At 66.7% G+C, this 17,979-nt stretch carries 28 protein-coding genes; 11 read left to right on the top strand and 17 right to left on the bottom strand.

Annotation, left to right across the window (positions count from 1 at the left end):
* Window positions 1–12: 12 nt before the first annotated feature.
* The 17 genes from RVX_RS13945 to RVX_RS13865 form a co-directional block, all read right to left on the bottom strand.
* Complete coding sequence (locus RVX_RS13945) at window positions 13–348, bottom strand: HI1506-related protein (RefSeq protein WP_420192337.1); 336 nt, start codon at window positions 346–348, stop codon at window positions 13–15.
* Between the two features lie 10 nt (window positions 349–358).
* Entirely contained in the window at window positions 359–1,249 is an 891-nt protein-coding gene (locus RVX_RS13940; RefSeq protein ID WP_420192336.1) for a Mu-like prophage major head subunit gpT family protein, read from the bottom strand.
* 8 nt (window positions 1,250–1,257) lie between these two features.
* Entirely contained in the window at window positions 1,258–1,659 is a 402-nt protein-coding gene (locus tag RVX_RS13935) for a hypothetical protein (RefSeq protein WP_420192335.1), read from the bottom strand.
* Window positions 1,660–2,811 carry a phage protease gene (locus RVX_RS13930; protein WP_420192334.1) on the bottom strand — a complete coding sequence of 384 codons (1,152 nt, stop codon included), beginning with the start codon at window positions 2,809–2,811 and terminating at the stop codon, window positions 1,660–1,662.
* A gap of 375 nt (window positions 2,812–3,186) precedes the next feature.
* Window positions 3,187–4,473 carry a phage minor head protein gene (locus RVX_RS13925; RefSeq protein ID WP_172596684.1) on the bottom strand — a complete coding sequence of 429 codons (1,287 nt, stop codon included), beginning with the start codon at window positions 4,471–4,473 and terminating at the stop codon, window positions 3,187–3,189.
* Window positions 4,466–6,049 (bottom strand): DUF935 domain-containing protein, encoded by a 1,584-nt coding sequence (locus RVX_RS13920; protein WP_116308278.1) that lies wholly within the window; start codon window positions 6,047–6,049, stop codon window positions 4,466–4,468. Before RVX_RS13920 ends, RVX_RS13925 begins: the two co-directional genes overlap by 8 nt.
* Complete coding sequence (locus RVX_RS13915; protein WP_216362363.1) at window positions 6,049–7,734, bottom strand: hypothetical protein; 1,686 nt, start codon at window positions 7,732–7,734, stop codon at window positions 6,049–6,051. Before RVX_RS13915 ends, RVX_RS13920 begins: the two co-directional genes overlap by 1 nt.
* Window positions 7,731–8,324: a DUF3486 family protein gene (locus RVX_RS13910; protein ID WP_116308277.1), complete on the bottom strand. Its 594-nt coding sequence runs from the start codon at window positions 8,322–8,324 to the stop codon at window positions 7,731–7,733. The genes RVX_RS13915 and RVX_RS13910 overlap by 4 nt, the downstream gene beginning before the upstream one ends.
* 9 nt (window positions 8,325–8,333) lie before the next feature.
* Entirely contained in the window at window positions 8,334–8,642 is a 309-nt protein-coding gene (locus RVX_RS13905) for an ArsR family transcriptional regulator (protein WP_116308276.1), read from the bottom strand.
* A gap of 8 nt (window positions 8,643–8,650) precedes the next feature.
* Window positions 8,651–9,031, bottom strand: a complete 381-nt coding sequence (locus tag RVX_RS13900) for a DUF2730 family protein (protein WP_116308275.1) — start codon at window positions 9,029–9,031, stop codon at window positions 8,651–8,653.
* On the bottom strand, window positions 9,021–9,353 hold the full coding sequence (locus tag RVX_RS13895; RefSeq protein ID WP_147307558.1) for a hypothetical protein: 333 nt from the start codon (window positions 9,351–9,353) through the stop codon (window positions 9,021–9,023). The genes RVX_RS13900 and RVX_RS13895 overlap by 11 nt, the downstream gene beginning before the upstream one ends.
* Window positions 9,310–9,732 carry a hypothetical protein gene (locus RVX_RS13890; RefSeq protein ID WP_116308273.1) on the bottom strand — a complete coding sequence of 141 codons (423 nt, stop codon included), beginning with the start codon at window positions 9,730–9,732 and terminating at the stop codon, window positions 9,310–9,312. The genes RVX_RS13895 and RVX_RS13890 overlap by 44 nt, the downstream gene beginning before the upstream one ends.
* Window positions 9,733–10,071 carry a hypothetical protein gene (locus RVX_RS13885; RefSeq protein WP_147307557.1) on the bottom strand — a complete coding sequence of 113 codons (339 nt, stop codon included), beginning with the start codon at window positions 10,069–10,071 and terminating at the stop codon, window positions 9,733–9,735.
* Window positions 10,068–10,682 carry a glycosyl hydrolase 108 family protein gene (locus RVX_RS13880; RefSeq protein ID WP_116308271.1) on the bottom strand — a complete coding sequence of 205 codons (615 nt, stop codon included), beginning with the start codon at window positions 10,680–10,682 and terminating at the stop codon, window positions 10,068–10,070. Before RVX_RS13880 ends, RVX_RS13885 begins: the two co-directional genes overlap by 4 nt.
* A 122-nt stretch (window positions 10,683–10,804) precedes the next feature.
* On the bottom strand, window positions 10,805–11,275 hold the full coding sequence (locus RVX_RS13875) for a hypothetical protein (RefSeq protein ID WP_147307556.1): 471 nt from the start codon (window positions 11,273–11,275) through the stop codon (window positions 10,805–10,807).
* Between the two features lie 163 nt (window positions 11,276–11,438).
* Window positions 11,439–11,921 (bottom strand): thermonuclease family protein, encoded by a 483-nt coding sequence (locus RVX_RS13870; protein ID WP_116308270.1) that lies wholly within the window; start codon window positions 11,919–11,921, stop codon window positions 11,439–11,441.
* A gap of 130 nt (window positions 11,922–12,051) precedes the next feature.
* Window positions 12,052–12,732, bottom strand: coding sequence for an XRE family transcriptional regulator (locus RVX_RS13865; RefSeq protein ID WP_116308269.1), 681 nt, complete (start codon window positions 12,730–12,732; stop codon window positions 12,052–12,054).
* Between the two features lie 221 nt (window positions 12,733–12,953).
* On the opposite strand from RVX_RS13865, the gene RVX_RS13860 reads away from it, so the two are divergent.
* The 11 genes from RVX_RS13860 to RVX_RS13810 are packed head-to-tail and all read left to right on the top strand — an operon-like array spanning window position 12,954 to window position 17,973.
* The gene (locus RVX_RS13860) at window positions 12,954–13,418 is read left to right on the top strand and encodes a hypothetical protein (RefSeq protein WP_420192333.1); all 465 of its coding nucleotides are present in this window, start codon (window positions 12,954–12,956) and stop codon (window positions 13,416–13,418) included.
* The gene (locus RVX_RS13855) at window positions 13,415–13,753 is read left to right on the top strand and encodes a hypothetical protein (RefSeq protein ID WP_420192332.1); all 339 of its coding nucleotides are present in this window, start codon (window positions 13,415–13,417) and stop codon (window positions 13,751–13,753) included. Before RVX_RS13860 ends, RVX_RS13855 begins: the two co-directional genes overlap by 4 nt.
* Window positions 13,753–13,968 (top strand): hypothetical protein, encoded by a 216-nt coding sequence (locus RVX_RS13850; protein ID WP_420192331.1) that lies wholly within the window; start codon window positions 13,753–13,755, stop codon window positions 13,966–13,968. The genes RVX_RS13855 and RVX_RS13850 overlap by 1 nt, the downstream gene beginning before the upstream one ends.
* Window positions 13,965–14,264, top strand: coding sequence for a hypothetical protein (locus tag RVX_RS13845; protein ID WP_420192330.1), 300 nt, complete (start codon window positions 13,965–13,967; stop codon window positions 14,262–14,264). Before RVX_RS13850 ends, RVX_RS13845 begins: the two co-directional genes overlap by 4 nt.
* Window positions 14,261–14,746: a DUF2325 domain-containing protein gene (locus tag RVX_RS13840; RefSeq protein ID WP_420192329.1), complete on the top strand. Its 486-nt coding sequence runs from the start codon at window positions 14,261–14,263 to the stop codon at window positions 14,744–14,746. The genes RVX_RS13845 and RVX_RS13840 overlap by 4 nt, the downstream gene beginning before the upstream one ends.
* 9 nt (window positions 14,747–14,755) lie before the next feature.
* Entirely contained in the window at window positions 14,756–15,190 is a 435-nt protein-coding gene (locus RVX_RS13835; RefSeq protein WP_420192328.1) for a hypothetical protein, read from the top strand.
* Window positions 15,191–15,192: 2 nt separating this feature from the next.
* Window positions 15,193–15,393 (top strand): hypothetical protein, encoded by a 201-nt coding sequence (locus RVX_RS13830; RefSeq protein WP_420192327.1) that lies wholly within the window; start codon window positions 15,193–15,195, stop codon window positions 15,391–15,393.
* On the top strand, window positions 15,380–16,198 hold the full coding sequence (locus RVX_RS13825; protein ID WP_420192326.1) for a DUF1937 family protein: 819 nt from the start codon (window positions 15,380–15,382) through the stop codon (window positions 16,196–16,198). The genes RVX_RS13830 and RVX_RS13825 overlap by 14 nt, the downstream gene beginning before the upstream one ends.
* A 2-nt stretch (window positions 16,199–16,200) precedes the next feature.
* Complete coding sequence (locus RVX_RS13820; protein WP_420192325.1) at window positions 16,201–16,602, top strand: hypothetical protein; 402 nt, start codon at window positions 16,201–16,203, stop codon at window positions 16,600–16,602.
* The gene (locus RVX_RS13815) at window positions 16,599–16,925 is read left to right on the top strand and encodes a helix-turn-helix domain-containing protein (RefSeq protein WP_420192324.1); all 327 of its coding nucleotides are present in this window, start codon (window positions 16,599–16,601) and stop codon (window positions 16,923–16,925) included. Before RVX_RS13820 ends, RVX_RS13815 begins: the two co-directional genes overlap by 4 nt.
* A 10-nt stretch (window positions 16,926–16,935) precedes the next feature.
* A complete protein-coding gene (locus RVX_RS13810; RefSeq protein ID WP_420192323.1) occupies window positions 16,936–17,973 on the top strand; it encodes a hypothetical protein in 1,038 nt (345 codons plus the stop codon).
* The last annotated feature ends 6 nt before the right edge of the window (window positions 17,974–17,979 follow it).

The following is a 17,979-nucleotide window of genomic DNA, read 5'->3' as shown; positions in this document are numbered from 1 at the left end:
CGCCCGCTCTCCTTACTGGCCGCCGCTGGCGGGGGCGTCGCCGGTGTTCTGGGGGGCGGCGTCGCCCGAGCCGGTGGCGGCGTCGGCCTTGTCGTTCTCGCTCTTGCCGCCCTTGCCTCCCCTGGCGGCCTTGGCCGGGCTGGCGGGCTTGGCGTCGGCGTCGGTGGCTTCGGCATCGGACAGGTCGGGAACGTCCACCTCGTCAACAACCAGCATGGGGTCGCCGGTCAGGGCTTCCAGCTGCTCGTCGGTAAACGTCCCGGCGGGGTAGTCGCGGGTGCCGCTGTGGGCCATGCCCGCCCGGCGGAACCCGTCACGCTTCGAGGTGATGCGGATCATGGTCGGCATGCGGCACCCCCTACAGCCACGGCGAAACGAGGATGTCCGCCGAGTTCTGGTAGACGTTGGTGGCCCCGCTGGCCTCGCGTTCGCGCTTGACCACTTCCAGCGCCTGCTGTTCCAGCGTGGTGGGCACCACAAGCAGCGACGCCTTCACGCCCAGCGGGCTGCCCTTGTCGCCCTTCATGCCCTGCATGGCTTCGCGCGCCGCCGCGTAGTTGGCGGTGGTCAGGTCCTGCTTGCTGGCATAGGCCAGCTGCCACAGGCCGAAACCGGCGTTCACCCGGCAATCGACGCCGTAGCGGTATTCCTTGCGGGTGAACACGGCCTCGTCGGTGGGCTGGTCCATGCGCACGAAGGTGTAGTCGCGCCGCTTCTGGAAGATCAGCGGCTTGATGGCACGGGTAACGTCCAGCAGGTACCACGCGGTCCCGGTGCCGCCGCCGAAGTTGCTGACGCTGGTCTCGTTGCCGTTTTCGTCCAGCACCGGGTGGTCGGTGTCGAAGAAGTACTGGCCGTCGTAGCAGCGGCCGGTGAACCCGGACGCCAGCAGGCCGAACACCAACCGCGAGGGATGTTCAGCGGCGTCCTGGCCGAGCTGGGCGAAGAAGGGCGTGTAGATGCCCAGGGTGTCGTCTTCGAAGTCGTCGCGGTCCACGCCCACCGTGTTCTCGAACGACTTGTTCTTGATGGTGAAGTCGTGGGTCTTCAGGTTCTGGATCACGCGGTCGCCGATCCACTCGCGGAAGCCGGTGGACTTGCCCAGGAAGGGATAGGTCTCCTGCTTCGTCGAGCTGTTCACGACCATGGCGATGCGTTCGTGCTCGGACTTCACGCCCGCGAAGGCGTTCTGGTAGACGACCTTGAAGCCGGTAAAGGCCGCCTGAAGGCTCTGTGCGTTGATGTTCATGGTGTCTCCTAGAACCCGACCCACACGCCCGAGGCGTCCAGGTCCTTGATGATCCCGGCGGCGGGGCGCGCCCCGCTGCCGTCGGTGGCCGCCACGGTCTGGTCATCCACGGCGTAGGCCTTCTTGCCCACGTGGGCGCGGGTGATGCTGCCGTCGTTGGCCAGCTTGATCGCGCCGCGCGTCTCGGTAAGCACATTGATGTCGCCATCCGCGCCGGTGCTGTTGTCTGCCGGGGAGACGGACCAGCCCATGACGGTCAGCGTGGGCACGGCGGACGCGGGCACCGCAAAGCCGCTGGCGTTCAGGGCCACCAGGCCACCCGCGTGCAGCCTGGTGGTCGCGGCCACGGGATACTCGTAGCGCGCGTCATCGCGGCGCAGGGTGTCTCTGTCCTTGGTCAGGGCTGCCATTTACGCACCCTCCTTGCCGATGTTCTTCACGTAGTCCTCTTCCGAGAGGCCCAGCTGCGCGCAGATCGCGCGGTCCGTGTCGGTCAGCTTGCCGCCGCCCTGGGGCGGACCACCGGCGGTCGCGTCGGGTCCGGGCGTCACCACGGCGACGGATGCGGACATCCACGCCTTGAACCCCTCGGGGTCCTTGGTGGCGTAGTCGGACGCCCATCCTTCCATGGCCGGGGTGACCTTGTGGGCCGCCTTGGCCTGGTCCACCAGGTCCTTGGCCTTGGTGGCGGCCACCTCGTTGCGCAGGCTCGACAGGTTGTTGGCCGTCTCCTGGTACATGGCGATGGGCACGAACTTGGCCGGGTCGGGGGTGGCCGCCCGGCTGGCCACGGCGCGCACCTGGTCGGCGATGACGCCGGGTGCGGCATCGTCCGGCACCTCGACGGCCTTGGCGATGGCAACCAGCCCCGCGTTGGCGCTGTGCGCTGCGGTGACGAGGCCCTGTACCTTGGCCGCCACGGCATCGTCGGCGCTGTCCGGGGACAGGCCGAGAATGCTGGCAAGCGTTTTCTTGAGGTCCATGTCTTCTCCTCTGGTGGGGGGTTGAGCCTCTTCGCCAATGCGGCAGTCGTCAGGCGAGTCTGCGAACCCTGCGGATGGCGACCGCAGCGCGCGGCGGGAGGCTATGGCGGTAATCAGCAAGTTGGGCTGGTTGGTCAGCGCGACCGATTCGATGCGGCTGATGCGCCCGTCCTTCCGGCCATGCTCGAACACCGGGGACAGGTAGCGGTACTCGCGGCTGGCCACGTGGGCAGCGGCCTTGTCGGTCCACGTCACGCGGCCCCACACCTCGCCGTTGCGCGCTTCCAACTGGCTGATCCAGGCGGCGGCAATGGCGGGCTGGCCGTTCACTTCGGAAAAGACCAACTGGTGGTCGTAGTCGATGGGGATGTCGGCACCGGCCTGATAGGCCATGGTGGCCCGGACGATGCCTTCGGGGTCGTCGTTGCGGTACGGGCCACGGCCGTCACGGCCACGGAAAACACCAGCCGGGAGCAGTTGCACCCACTCCGGGGGAGTGACCGTGCCGCCGTCCGACGGCTGGCCCATGGCCACGGCGTGGCATGCCAGCATCTGGGGGGTATCGTGTGTGGTGTCCATGCGCCCCTTCTAGGGCGCATGGCGTAGCGGCGTCTTTTAAAGCCCTTTACAACATGAGGCGGAGGGGAAGCTGCGGGGGGCGGGGCCGCGCATGCTGCCCGAGCACGCGCGGGATGCGTTCATGAACGTTCATGAACGCTATTTGCGGCGCGATGCCCTGTCAGGCCGGACAAGCGGCCACATCGAAAAAATCAGGGGCGCAGGGGCCGTTTTCGCGCGATGCGCTCTTGCGCAGGGTTTCGAGCCGCCGTATGTAGTTCATACAGGTACCGCGCCCGGCGCTGGCCGCGAAATCGCTTCGGCCCGCCATACTCCGCCCAGGCAGCGGAGACGCGAAAGGGGGGTGGCGTTCCCCCGTCGGCGCGGCCTGCATCATCACACATCCCCCTCCACCAGGTCATAACGGCCCCTGTTGCGCAGCTCGGCGGCGCTCGTCGTGCGCCCGCTGCGCACGCTGTTGGTCGTCACCTTCTGCCGGGCTACCCGCGTGGCGTAGTTCACCTTCACGATGACCTTCTCTGCGGCATCGCCCGCGCTCCACACGTAGACCAGTCCGGGGTCCTGCCTGTCCCACAGCACGGCCTGCGGCCTGGCAAGCATGCCGGGCAGGCTGGCCAGCGTGGCGGCAGGCAGCTTGCTGCCCTTGGCGCTGCGCTGCATGTGCAGCACGTCGCCGTCTGCGATGGTGATGGCCCCCGACGCGGGCGTGATCTCGCGCTCCTGAAGGAACGACAGGACACCTGGCGAGAGCGCCCCGACCACCCGGCGCTCGCCCGTGGCCCTGAACGCGCCGCTACCCGCCCGCTTGCCCACCTCGCCAATCCATGCCGCATAGTCCTTTTCCAACGCGGGCAGCACGAACCCTGCGGATTCTGCCATGGCCCACGCCGCGACGGTCGGCGGCAGCGGCGCCAGCTTGTCCATCAGGGTTCGCGCCGCATGATGTTCCAGGGCGGCCTTGCCGGGGTTGTAGGCCCAGCCGGGGTCGATGCCCTTGGGCACCATCACCCGCTCACCCGTGCGCGGGTTCTCCCAGGGCAGCATGGGGCGGGGCGGTGCTTCGCTTACCGTGTAGCCGTAGCGGTCCATGTCCCGCTGCCCCAGTTGCTGGACGGTGCACCGGCAACGCCAGCCGTTGGGCGGGTAGTGCGTATCCCACCACGGATCATCAGCCGGAAGCACCACGCCGTGCCACCCCCGATGGTCCGGCCTGGTGCGTCGGTCCAGGATGGCCACGTACCGCAGGAAGGGGCGGCGGTCCTTGGTGCGCTGCACGCGCGCCCACGCTCCGGACGCATGGGCCGTGCGCAGGTTCACGTCGTAGATGGTGCGCAGGCGGCGCGGGCTGCCCAGCTGCACCTCGCGCACCTCGCCGGTTGCCGGGTCCGGCAGTTCCTTGCGGCCCCACCAGCCCTTGGCCTGCAAAAGGGGCGTCAGTTCGCGCTGGAAGTCGCGAAAGGTCTGGCCCTGCTCCAGCGACTTCAGCACCTGCCCATGCACATCACCCAGAATGTCGAACCCTGCGGACTTGGCCACGGTAAAGGCCGTGGCGTGCGCCTCTTGCCACATGTCCTGCCAGGCCCATGTTGCAGGCAGTTGGTAGCCCTTGGCCTTGAAGTAGGCCACGGCCTCCTCGGGCGGCAGCGGGCGCATCTCAAGCATTACCGCCACCCGCATCCCCGTCACCGCCGATGGCCTGGACAGGCGCGCCGGTAAGCCCTGCCAGCTTGGCAACAAACAGCGCCCGCGCCAGCGCTTCTGTCAGGGCTGCGGTGTCCTGTGCGGTGACGACTTCGGGCAGGCGGCGCAGGAACTCATCGTGCGTGGCGCACTCGTCCAGCAGTTTCCGGATCGGGTCCACCATGCCCTGCACCAGCGGCTGCCAGTCCGCCAGGGCCTCGTCAGCCAGCATGTCCAGCGCGTCCGTATCTTCGTTGCCCCCGCCCGGCCGAGCCGCGTGCGCTGCCCGCTGCGGGGCCGCTTCCTGTTCCGGTGCGGGCTGGGCGATGGCCTGGGGCATCAGCACCTCGGCACCTTCGGCGGGTTCAGGCAGGCCGAACTTGTCGCGGACCACGCTGGCCTCAACGCGCAGGCCAAGGGGCACCAGTTCTTTCAGCGCCACCACCAGCGCGGCCATGTCCTCGGCATCCTGCCGTGCAATGCGCAGACGCGGATACCGCAGGCGCGGCCCCAGGTTCAGGTCCACCAGCGGGCGCACCAGGTCGCGGTTGAGCGTGGCGGCCAGCTGGGCCGCGTCGCTCTGTTCGATGTCCTCGCGCACCTGTTCGTGGGCATTGGCCGTGCCCACGTGCTGGCCGGTGTCCGTGGTGCCTGTCTGGCCCAGCACCGCCTTGGAAACCTGCCGGTCAAGGAACGCGGCCAGTTTCTCGAACAGGTCGATGTTGCCGGACATCTTGGCTTCGATGAAGTCTATCTGCATCGAGGCCGGAATGATGGCCGCCGCGTCGCGCGCGATGTTGCGCACTGCACGCAGCAGAGCCGCCTTGTCCGATTCGCTTGCGGACCCGTCGTACTTGCCCACCCGCAGCGGATGCCCGAACACCTCGGCGAACTGCACCCACGACTTGATGTCGAAGTTCTTGAACAGCCACCCCCACGAGATGGCGTAGGCCAGCCCGCCCCGGATGGGCAGGCCGCTTTTGGTCTTGTGTATGTGGGTGATGTACTTGAAGGGCGTCAGGGGCAGCAGTTGCCCCCCCGCGTCCAGCAGGCGCAGCGTGTGGCCGTCGGCGGGGTCGAACCGGAACCAGCGCGGGTCGCGCCATATCAGCGCCTTGGGCATCCAGTGCCTGCCGCTGGTTTCCCACACGATCTCGGTGCAGCTGAAGCCCTTGCCGATGCCGTCCAGCACGTCGAACAGGGCGAACTGCGCCTCGTCCCATTCCAGCCATTCGCGCACCAGGTCTGCGGCGGCCACGTCGGCCTTGTCGTCGCTGGCGGCCACCACGGTGATGGGCAGCCCGGAAACCTGCAACCGGCGGGTGCCCAGCACCGACCGGTAGTGCATGTCCTTCTCTTCCATCTCCTCGGCCAGCTCCAGGTATTGCAGCGGGTCGCCGTTTTCCGCGTCGCGCAGGATGGCGGCCAGCCGTTCCGGGGTCATCCCCTGAGCGGGGTGGCCGGATATGATTTGCCGCACGCCGGTAAGCGTCGGCCCTGCTTCCTCGTCGCGCAGCCTGCCCGTGTCCACGGCCCTGCCCAGGTGATCGTACAGCATCAGTATGCCCCCTTGCCGAAGCGCGCGCGGGGTGCATCCCGCGCATCGTCCGGGTCGTCGTCGTATCGGGGGCCAGCCCCCGTGGGTTGTGCGGGTTCGTAGGCGTATTCCATGACTTCGGCGCAGGTGGCGGCATAGGCCAGCACCCCAGCTATGCCGCTGTCGCCGTGGCGCTTGGCTTTCTTGCCCTTTGTCTTGTCGTTCGATGTGTCCGCGTCGGGCAGCCTGCCCACGCCACGCACCAGCTTGAAGGCCCGGTGGTCGGCAATCACGTTGGCATCGCGAGGGATGACTATCGTGCCATCCTCGAACGCTGCCTTGTAGCGGGGCATGTTCTCGCGGTACCAGTTCTCCGTCATCTTCACCTGGGCGATGCGGCCAAGCCCGTACTCCTGCGCGGTCAGTTCCGCCACATGCGCCCCGTTGCCCGAGGCGTCCATGGCCCCGGCGGTAAACAGGGGCAGGCGGTCTATCAGGTACCACAGCGCCTGGCGCTGCTGGTCGAACGGGACGTTACGCACCTCAAGCACGAACGGAGCGCGGCGCACCAGCTTCTGGTCCACGGCCAGCGGAAAGACCACGGTCAGGTCACCCGAGCGGGCGAAATCCTGCCCGAAGTAATGCCGCAGGTTGGGGTCGCACCGGGCCAGCAGCGGGGCCAGCACGCCGCTACACCAGTCCCGGCACTCCGCCACGCGCAGATGCTCCGGCCATGCGACGTAGCTGTCGGGCATTTCCCAGCACACCACGGGTATGTCCGGGTCGGACCGCAGCTCGAGCAGGGCCAGCGGCAGGTATGCGCCTTTGCCCCGGCTGGGGATGCACATCAGTTCTTCGTCCGCGCCGTCTCCGTATTGGGCAAAGATGCCTTTGCGCCATTCGGCCTCGGCCTCCGGCGACCACTCCTTGCCGCGCATCAGGCAGATGCGCTTGTACAACCCCTCGGACAGGGCACGGTCGAAGTCGATGCGCACCAGCTTGTACGGCTTTCGCCCGGCGCGGATATCGTTGCACAGCGTGTTGAACGGGTTTTCGTCGCCGTCGTGGGTGCTGATGATGCACACCTTGCCGCCCCAGATCAGCAGGGCCAGGGCGGACTTCAGCACCTCGTCCAACTCGTCGTGGAAGGCCGCCTCGTCGCCGATGACGAAGCCCTGATAGCCGCGCAACGAGCGCGGGCGGGATGTCAGGGCCAGTATCTGGAAGCCGCTGGCAAAGGTGATGCGGAACGCCTTGATGTCTTCCGTCTCGCCGTTGGGCTTCATGGACCGGAACAGGCACTCGTCCACATCGGACGCGGCGGGCATGAATGCCTTGGCCCACATGGCGCAGGTGTCGATGAACTCCCTTGCCATCTCGTGCGAATAGCCAATGTACAGGGTATCCATGCCCCCGGCTGACCGGGCCGCACCGGAGATGAGCACCGCAGCAGCCCCGACGGCCCAGGTGATGCCGGTACGCCGCCCCTTTTCAACGACGGTGACGTCGTTTTCGTAGATCGCCGCCACCGTCTCCTGCTGGTACAGCAACAGCACGTCGGGCAATTCCTGTCCGGCCAGCACGTCGGGCATGGCCTGCCGGGACTGCTCGCGGTGCTTGCGCCACTCCTCGGCCGTGACCGGACCGGCGGGCGGCCCCGCGATGGCCGCAACCGTGGCGGTGTGCTGCGCGCTGGCCGCCATCATGCCGGTGCCCCCTGCGGGCGCACCCCAAGGATGCGCGCTTTGATGGCCTCTACCGTTTCAAGGGAGAGGCCCTTTTCACGCCCGGCGACTTCGGCTGCCTTTGCGGCATTTGCCGTGGCCACCTTGGTGGCTTCCTCACGGATGCGAGCGATAAGGTCCGCATCGGTGCGGGACGCCTTGGTCAGGTGGTCCAGCGCTTTGGCCAGCAGCATGGCCCCCATGGGATTCAGGGGGGAGTTGTCATCGCTGCCGCCCTCCGCGTCGCCTTCCGTGCCGCCTGCCTCCGCATTGGACACGATGTCCAGGATCACCGAGTGCATCAGCTCCACGTTCATGCGGGCCGTCTTGCTTTCGGGGGCGTCGCCCAGCCGCTGCACCAACGCCTCGGCCACGGCGCGACTGCGGTCGATGCGCTCACGCACCTTGTCGATGCTCTGCTTGTAGCGGTGCAGGGCGCTGCGGCTGACGTCCACGTCCAGGGCGGCCAGCGCCTTCAGTATTTCGTCCAGGGTGCGGCCCTGTCCCAACAGCACGCCGATGCGCTCGCGGACCTCGGGCGGCAGGCGTTTGATGGTGGACTTGCGCGGCATGGTGGCCTCCTAGTCGTCGCCCGGCAGCGGGCGCCTCACGCCGGGCACCACGGCCACGCCTTCGGCCACGTCATGGCCGCGCCCGGTCAGGGCGGCCACGGTCAGGTCGCCATCCTTTCCTGCGCCGGTGGTGGACACGAGTCCCTGTTCCTCCAGCCACGCGAGGTCGGACAGCACCACGTCATGGCTGACGGCGTGGCCCAGGTCGCGCAGGGCGGTGCGCAGCACGAAGTGATTGGCCTCTCTGCCGGGCGCGCCGGACAGCAGGCGCAGCACGCACAGGCGGCGGTCTTCGGTAAGCAGTTTCTGAAACGACATGGACACTCCTATCGGTCACGCCCGTTCTTGGTGACGTGGTAATCGTTCAGCATGGACACCTGGCGGGACACGGATTTCAGCAGTTCCGCCTGACCTTCGGCGCGGGCGTTGGCCGCCTTCAGCTCGCCGCTGATCTCGGCTAGCTGAACCATGACGGTCTGCATGTCCTTGGACGTGGGGGCTGCTTCCACTGCCCCCTCCAGCCCTGCGACGCGCGTGTCCACTCCGGCCAATTGCGCATCAACCTTGCCGTGGCAGGCACCGCAGTCCGCCCTGGACACGTATTCCCGCCGCAAGGACCACATCAGCCAGGCCAGCAGCCCCTGCACCAGCAGCACCACCAGCGGCACGATGACGCCCGCCCACTGCACAACCAGATCAGCGTTCATCCGCGCCCCCTTCGTCAGCCTGCCCGGCCTGGGCCTGCTGATCGTAACAGCGCAACGCCGCCTCCAGGAGTTTGACGTGGGTGCGGATCACCTGGTGGCGCGCCGTCAGCGCGTCCACATTGCCCTGCCCGTCGAACGGCGCATTGCCGTCCACGCGCCCGGCCATGGTGGCCAGCTGGTCCGCCGTCATGTCCGGCGGGTGGGGGCACGGGGTCATCACGTGGCGCACCGTCAGCACGGTGGGGGCCTGCGGCGGCGCGGTGGCGCAGCCCGCCGCGCTACCAATCGTTAAGCATATCAGCAGCAGCGCGGCGCGTCGCATTGTCCACCACCTTGGCGGTTTCTTCGGGGGTTCGGGGGCGCGGGGTGGCGCTGGCCAGCATGGCCCGGCGCGCGGTCTCGCGTGTCACGTACTCGCGGTGCAGCGCCTGCGTGGCGTTCACCTGGCCGGACAGGGCGGCAATGGTGGAATTGCTCATGCGCTGGTCGGCCAGCAGCAGGTTGTTTGCGGTGATCTTCGTGGCCAGCTCCGCCCGGGTGGAGTTGTGCGCTGCCTGCTCCACGGTCAGGTCTGTGCGTGCGGCTGCCAGATCGCCGCGCAGCCACAGCGCCCAGCCCAGCAGGGCCAGCACCACAAGCAGCGCGCCCCCCGCGCAGATGGCAACCAGGTGCGCCTTCAGGGTGTCGGGAATGGGGATCATCTAGAAACCTCCGGTGTCCATGTCGCGCGGGGCCGGTACCGGCTCCTGCGCGGGTGCGGTGGCGTCAACACCGGGCGAGGGAAGCGCACCCCAAACCCCTCCGGAACCCAACTCGAAACGGCTTTGCGCGGCCTTGGCCCCGCAGGCCATGCCGATCAGCGAGACTTCCGGCCATCCGATGGGCAGGTAGCGCCCTTCCGCCAGCATGCCGATGATCCACGCGCCCAGCACGATGATGCAGACCAGCACGGACATGATCCGCATGCAGCTGGTGCCGCCCGTGTGGTCGCAGAAGGCATCGCCCACCAGGGCGGCGGCGTGGGCAAGGGGGCGCATCACGCCCACCCCTCGGCGGCCAGTTGGTGGCACCACCCGCGCAGGCTGCCGGTGCGGGACAGCCAGCCCCGCAGAAAGGCGCGGTAGTCCACCACCTGGCCGTCCGCCAATCGCTTGGGCGGTCGGCTGGCCAACTCGCGGTAAAACTGTTCGCGCGCGGTGATGACGATGTCGCAAACCGCAAGCTGCCCACCGCCCATGGCTCCACACAGGGCCTGCACGCGGGCCAGAGTCTTGCCGCCCAGGTCGCCATCCACCATCAGTTGGTCACGGCTCACGGTGTTGCACGCGGCCTGCATCTGGCGCACGGCGCGCGGCGCACCCTGGTTGACGGCGGCGTCGTAGACCGCCACGGCCACCAGCGGTGGCAGCAGATGCACGCCGGGCGCTGCCCAGAAATGTTGGTGGAACAGCTGCGCCGCCACTTCGGGCGTAACAGCGCGGATGTCGTCCTGATCGATGTCGCCGTCGCCGTCGATGTCCGCGCCAATGGAGCGCAGCCAGCGCAGCGATACCCCCCGGTTGGTGATGCCGCCGGGGTCGGACGGGTGGTCCACCAACCCGCCTTCCCAGCGAGCCACAAAGGCTTGCGCCCTGTCGAAAATGTCTTGCATGTCTCCTCCCTTGTCTGCCCTTCGGGCATGACAAGGCCCACCTTAGGTGGGCCTGTGGGAGCGCGTCTTTTAAAGGGTATGAAAACAAGAAGCCCCGCCGGAGCGGGGCTTGAGGGTGGGAATCAGTTCAGCGGTAGGTGTAAAACTGGTCCGGCTTCAGGGGTTACCCTATTCAGGCATAGAGCCTGACATCCACGTTTTGGAATTATCAAGCCTTTCCCATCGTCAGTCACCCCGAAAAAACAGGTGTGCCCGAATACCATGTAGTCTACCGGAACAGAGGACTTCTCCATGGGTACGGAGAACACGAGATTCGCATAAACCCCGTTGAGTTCAGGGAAACCCATCTCTACACCTTTGAACGTCAATGCGTCATAGTATCTATCAAGGCCCGGACACGCCTTAAGCATCTTCGGCCATGCCTGTGCAAGCCGCTCGCGGGCTTCCTGCGGCACGCTATCCGCAAGTTGCGGCAACGTTGGGGGCTTCCTGCTCCGCTCTGCCACCTGCCCTAGCAAGGCGACGATGACAAGAAAAGCGAACGCCCCCCAGACCAGTTTCCGAGCCTTTGGCGACTGCCAGCTATTTTCCATGTCAGCCTCTCCAAAAACAGCCGACCGTCGGCTGTTTTACTTTTTCGCATTTAGCATTTTCAGTGCGTTGCAAGAATAGCCTACCTGTAAAACAGCCGACGCGTCGGCTACTTCGCCTCCCGGCACCACCATATCACTCTGCCGATCAGCATAAGGCAGCATATTAGCGGGTGCGCTTGGCCCTTCGAAATTCCCACGGTGGCATGGGGGCTGGTTCGCTCCACAATCCGGCACGGGCAGATTTGGCGCGCATCTCATCCTGCTTCCACTCAGCACACCACACCGCGCGACAATATCTGTCGTAAACCCACGCCATCCCGTTGATCACCAGCGCGCGGTTAAGGCTTGTCCCGTCTACGGTTTCGACAACACCAACCACGCGCCCGTAACGGTCGATGTCCATGTCCTCAACCGTGACCATTTTCCCATAAACGACCGAACTTGTGTATTGCTTTGCTCTCGTTCCAAAGGGCTGCGACGATTCCGGGCAATCCACACCGTACAACCGCACCTTCACGGTCGCCATGTCCGCATCCAGAACGGTAACGGTGTCGCCATCGCTAATGCCGATCACCTTACCCGTCCATGCACTGGCATCACCAGCACCAAGGATAAAGAGCAGTAAGACCACAAGTAGATTGGGCATGCCGTCACAACCCTTCGCATTCAAAAACAGCCGACCGTCGGCTGTTTTGTTTTTTCGCGCCCAGTATTTTCAGCGTGTTGCAAAAACAGACCGCCTAAAAACAGCCGACGCGTCGGCTGTTTTGCGTCGGCTACTTCGCTTCCCTACACCACCAGATCACCCTGCCGATGACGCGCACCGTGTCGGCCAGATCGCCGCGTAACGGTACTTCAATGGGGCTATAGGTCGGGTTGATGCTGGACAACACCAGCGTGCCGGGAACCAGGTCCAGCCGTTTGACCAGGACGCCGTCCTCAATGCCGACAGCGTAAATGGCTCCTGGGACAATCCGTTGTTGCGACTGGTCAATCAACACCATGTCACCGTTGCGGATCTCCGGCTCCATGCTGTCGCCGACCACATCCATAAGGACCATGCTGGAGACTTGCCCCTTGTGCGTCAGCCAATCCGACCGAAAGGCGTAGGCCCCGACGCGATCTCCGTTAGTCTCCAGGCTTCCTCCGCCTGCGCTGAGGGTCGCCCGGACCTTGGGGATCATGACCACATCGCAGTCGGTGCAGACAACGGAAACAGGTGCCGGGCGCTGCACCTCTCGCGCTTCTGTCGGGCGCAGTCCCTTTTCATCCCCAAGCAACAGCCATGCGGGGGATGCACCCGTCTTGGAACAAACGAGCGCCGCAAAGTCAACATCAGGGGTACGTTCGTTCCTTTCGTAGTTTCCCAAAGCCCGCTGGCTCACGCCAATGCGTGCCGCGAACTCCGCCTGCGTCTCGTTGCCCCGAAGCTGCTTGAGCCGGTCACCAAAAGTCATAACGCCCCACAGGCACGAACGAGAAAAATACTCGAACGTGCTTGACTGATTTTCTCGTTTGTGCCAATTCTGGAGGCACGGACGGGGTAACAAGTTCACCTGACATGAGCACTGTACCCCGCCCCACCAAGACGGGTCAACGTCGCTAGCCGGAACTGTTCGGACAGAACTCCGGGCAGGACGGCACCACTTCGGACGGTGTGACCAAGGGGAATGGGACGGTGAAAACGCCTCTGCAACTCTCCCTCTTCGAGGAAGCCAACAGCCGCACCATGCAGGTGGCTGGGTTTGTTTCCGCCATCAAGGCCGCCATGTTCCGCGCGGCCCGCGATAGCGCCATGTCGAGAGAGCAGATCACGGACCGCATGAACGACGTCGCGCTTGCCGCTGGCGTGCGCATGACGCAGGGCCGTGCCCGCACCATCTCCCAAGACACCTTGGACAAGTGGCTGTCCGCAGACGACCGCGAGCATGTGCCCTCCATGCTCGCGGTGCATGTGTTCTGCGCGGCCCTTGGCAGCATCGCACCCTTGCGGGTGTGGCTGTCCTCATTCGGGTGCGACGTGATGACCCCGGCAGATCGGAAGCTGCGCGACTACGGGCAGGCCTGCATCGAGGGCAAGGTGCGGGCCAAGTCCAAACGGCGGCTGGAAGATGAACTGTTGGACCAGGAGGCTTTACGATGATCACCCAATCCGGCCTGGGCAAAGACCGCGATCCGTGGGCGCTGCGCAAGTTCCTTGCGGAGACGGGGCGCAGCATGGCCGACGTGGCGCGGGCCGTGAACACGCCGCGTCACAAGGTGACCGGCACGGTGCGCGGGGTGGAAAACCACCGGCGCACGCTGGCCCACCTGCTGGCGCTGGGGTGCCCGCCCGAGGCGCTGTTTCCCCTGCTGTACCGCGACCCGGAGACACACCGGGCCACGGCCGAACGCCTGTTCGATGAACTGCGCGAGGCGGGCGCTCCGGAATCCGCGCTGCGCATACCCGTGCGCTCCGCGCACCGGAGGGCCGCCTGATGGAAACCCGCACTGACCACACCACCCCGTGTGCGCCCGGTCATGCCGTCCACGGCATGGAGCCGATGCGCCTGTACACCTGCCCCTCGTTCACCCCCGGCCACGTGATGATCCGCGTGCGCGGTGTGGCGGGTGAGGTGACCGTGTTCGCCCCGCGCGACAGCAGGGGCAACGCCCTGCGCGCCGCCCTGCAACTGGCCGGGGGTGCGGCATGAGCACCTTCTGCGTCATCGACGCCAGCCGCACCCGCCAGACCGGCTTGGCCGTGATGGTGTCGCGGCGGTCGCACTGGACCATGGACGTGGACGATGCCGCCCGCATGGGCCTGTCCGAGGCCAACACGCTGTGCGCCCGGCTGCACACCGACACCCGTGTGGTGGGGGCCGACGCCCTGCATGCCGCCGCCGTGCGCATGGTGCCCGTGGGCACGCACGCCGTGGCCGACCTGGGCCACCTGCTGGCCGACGCCGAGGCCGTCATCATCGACGTGGATGCGAGGGTAGCAGCATGACAAGCATCGTCCTGATCGGCGGCCTCGACCGCCTGCACGGCAAGTACCGCGATGTCGCCGCCGAACGCGGCGTGGACCTGCGCTGCTACACCGGCCGCGAGGCCGACCTTGCCTCCCGCGTGGGATCGGCCACCGCCGTACTGGTGGTCACCAGCGTCATCAGCCATCGCGCCGTCAACATCGCCAAGGCGCGGGTGGATACCCCCATCATCCGCCTTCGCGGCGCGGGCGTGGGGCACGTGCGCCGGGGCATCGGCACGGCCTTGCAGCAGTTGTCCGCGCTTGTCTGCCTGCTGCTGGTGCTTACCGGCTGCGCGCCGGACGCCCCCAACCAGCCCGACACCCCCGCCACCGTCACCCGCCTGTGCGAGGGCGGAATCCAGCACGTGGCCGTGCGGATAGGCTCCGCCTCGGCCCTGGTCCCCGTCCGTCTGGCGGACGGCACCCCGCAACCCTGTCCGGCCCTGTGCGCCGCGCGCTAGGAGCGCCCCATGGAAATGAGCCTCTGTGATGAACTGACGGAGATCATGTACGACGCCGACCTTGAACTGCGGGAGGCGTTGCCCTTGGGGCTGTTCCAGAACGCCCCGGAAGCGCTGGTGGACCTCTGCCATGAGCAGGAGCCGGAAGAGCTTTGCAGCCTGTTCGCCCTGCCGGAACTGGCCGAGGGGGTGTCCACCAGTCTTCTGCCCGACATCATCATCGGCAGCCGTTCCGGCCTGCTGCTGACCTTCCACCTTGGCATCCCCGAGGACATCGCGTTCGACGCGGATGGCGAGGTCGAATCCTATGGGACAGGCTGCTGCTCTTGGGTCATTCGCGTCTACGCGGACACCATGACCGACGGCGTGGCCCTTGCGCTGCGCGAGGCGGGCAAGCTGCTGGACGGGGCCTTTGATCGCGCCCGCAAGGAACAGGGGGCCTAGCCATGGCCGCCGACATCAAGACCTTCATCGCCGACGTGGACCGCATGCGCCAGTTGCAGCGCACCTACTTCCGCACCCGCGACCTTTCCGACCTGGACGCAGCACGCACGGCGGAGCGGCTTGTGGACGCCCAACTCGAACAGCTGACCGGGCGTCGCCAGCCGACCCTGCCGGGCATGGGAGGCCGCCATGGAAACGCCTAGCCCCTACGGCCACGACGAGCACATGGAAAAATACAGGGCCGACCGCGAAGCCCGCGAACAGGCCGAGCGCGACAGGCTGGCCGCTGCCCTTGGCAAGGATTGGAACCCCGTCCGCCCTGCGGATGTCCGCGCGTGGGAGGTGGTCGAGCCGCCCCGCTTCAAAAAGGACTACGTAGGTTCGTTCGTCCGCGTTCTGGACGTGCCCCGCCACCAGTACGGCGGCAACGCGCACGACGCGGTACCGGACAACGCCGTCATGCAGATTCGCACGCGCGTCACGGGGTACAGCAGCAGTGGCAAGGTGGTCCTAAACTGCGACTGGCACTGCCCCTGCTGTGGGCGGTCCCACGAAAAGATCATCGACGAATCCGCCATCGCCGAGGGCAAGGTGCACTTCCTCTCCCCCGGCGTGGAATCCAGCGGCCTGCGCGTGGCCTTCTATCTCGCGGCACCCTACACGCACGACGATCCGGCCATCCGCCAGCAGCGCTGGCTGGACGCCACCCGCGCCGCCGTGTGGTTGCGCCAGCAGGGGCACATGGTGCTCTCGCCCATTTCCATGGGCCATCCCATGGCCGTCATGGGCGTGGATGGTGATTGGCAGGCGTGGCAGGACACGTGCCTTGCCATGCTGGAAGCCTGCGCCTCCATGGCCATCCTGCAAACGCCCGGATGGGAACAGTCTGTCGGCATCGCGAAAGAAGCCGACCACGCCCACAAGATCGGCATGCCGTTGTGGCGGCTGGCACCCACGGATGATGGCCAGTACCGGCTTGAAGCCGCTGGCAAGGCGCGGTGGTGGTAGCCATGAGCGAACCTCTCCACCTCGCCCCCATTCCTGGGTTTGACGGCTACCAGGTGACGCAGGACGGCACGGTCACCGGCCCACGCGGGCGGGCGCTCAAGCCCAACCGCAGCGGATACGTGGGCATCTACCGCGACGGCAAGCAGATATGGACGCCCGCCTCCGAGTTGGTGGCCCTGGCATGGGGTACGCCCGCGAAAAGCGCCGCGCCGCAACCGGAAGCCGACGCGGCCCTGCTGGCGGAACTGGACCTGCTGCGCGAGGCCGTCGCCACCCTGGAAGCCGACCTGTCCACGGTCACCCGGCAGCGGGACAAGGCCCTGCGCCAGCGAGACGCGCTGGCCGCCACCCGCCTGATCGAGGTGGCGCAGCCCACGTCAAGGACGCGGAGGGTGCGCCAATGACCACGCAAACCACCGCCAACGCCGCCACCCGGCGCTGCCTGCGCATCGTGGAAATCCTTGCCGGGCGCGTGCTGGACGGCTTGTCCAACAAGGAACTGGCCGACGCCCTGGGCGCGCCGCCCCCCACCATTTCGCGCGACCTCGCCGTGCTGGCCGACATCGGCTGGGTGCAGCGTCTGGAAAGCGGCCGGTGGTCCCTGTCGGCCAAGCCGTTGCAGATCGCCCAAGCCTACTCGAACCACGTGGAGCGCACCACGCTCCGCATTTCCGAACTGAATCAGCGCATCGTGGCCGGTGCGCTCGCCCTCGGCGGCAACCAATAAGGAGCACGACATGATGACGCCCGAATCCATGACCGACGCCCTCAACGACGCAGCAGCCCCCAGCGCCCGGCGCGGCCGCCCGTCCACGGCAACCACCCCGGTGGAGCCGCTGCCCGACCTTCCCGGCGCGGTCACCGCATCCATCGAAGCCACCCGCACGGTGGCCACCACGCTGGCCGAGGCTGTCACCGCGCAGCAGGTGGAGGTGTCCGACATCATGGGCCGACTGCGTGCGTTCGACTACATGCACCAGTTTACCGGCCTCGCCCGCCTGAAGTTCCTCGCCGAGCTTAAAGAATCCAAGGCATACCGGGGACAGAAGGCCGTGACGCCTAAGGGCGAACTGGTGGAAATGACCAGTTTCGAGGACGTGTGCGCCGTTTTGGGAATCAGCGTGTCCAAGGCGAAGGAAGACCTTCAGAACCTTGCCATATTCGGCGAGGAGTTTCTGGAAGCCTCCCAGCGCCTGGGCCTCGGCTATCGCCAACTGCGCCAACTGCGGGCGCTGCCCGAAGACACGCGCCAACTGGTCATCGAGGGCGAAGAGGTGCGGTCAAACGATCCCGAAGCGCTGAAAGACCTTCTGGAAGACCTCGCCGCCCGCAACGCCACCGTCCGCAAGGAAAAGGAAGACCTGGCCGCAGACCTTGCCGCCCGCGACAAGGTGTTGGCCACCAAGAACAAGGCGTTGGACGAGGCGCAGACGGAGCTTGCCAAGCTCACCAGCCTGCCCCCGGACCAACGGGTGGTGCTGGAAATGGAGCGCGAAGCGAGCGCCCGCAAGGAACTGGACGCGGCGCTGCACGGTTTCATGGGCGCGGCGGTGCAGGGCTTCGCCGTCGCAAGGGCGGTGCTGGAAAACCGCGAAGCCAACGCGGCCACGTGCGCCTACATGCACGAGGCATGGAGCAACGTGTGCCTCCGGCTGGCCGATCTGCTGCACGAAAACAGCATCGACGTGGATTTCCGGCAGGTCGTGTACCCCAAGTGGCAGGGCGACGTGGACGGTAAGCGCGGTGACGCGACGGGCGACGACAGCGCCGAATAGGGGGGA

Origin of the sequence: Nitratidesulfovibrio sp. HK-II, assembly GCF_003402415.2 — a bacterium.
Taxonomy (GTDB): Bacteria; Desulfobacterota; Desulfovibrionia; order Desulfovibrionales; family Desulfovibrionaceae; genus Cupidesulfovibrio.
Note: the sequence above shows the minus strand (reverse complement) of the source record. Positions and strands in the feature narration are given on the sequence as shown.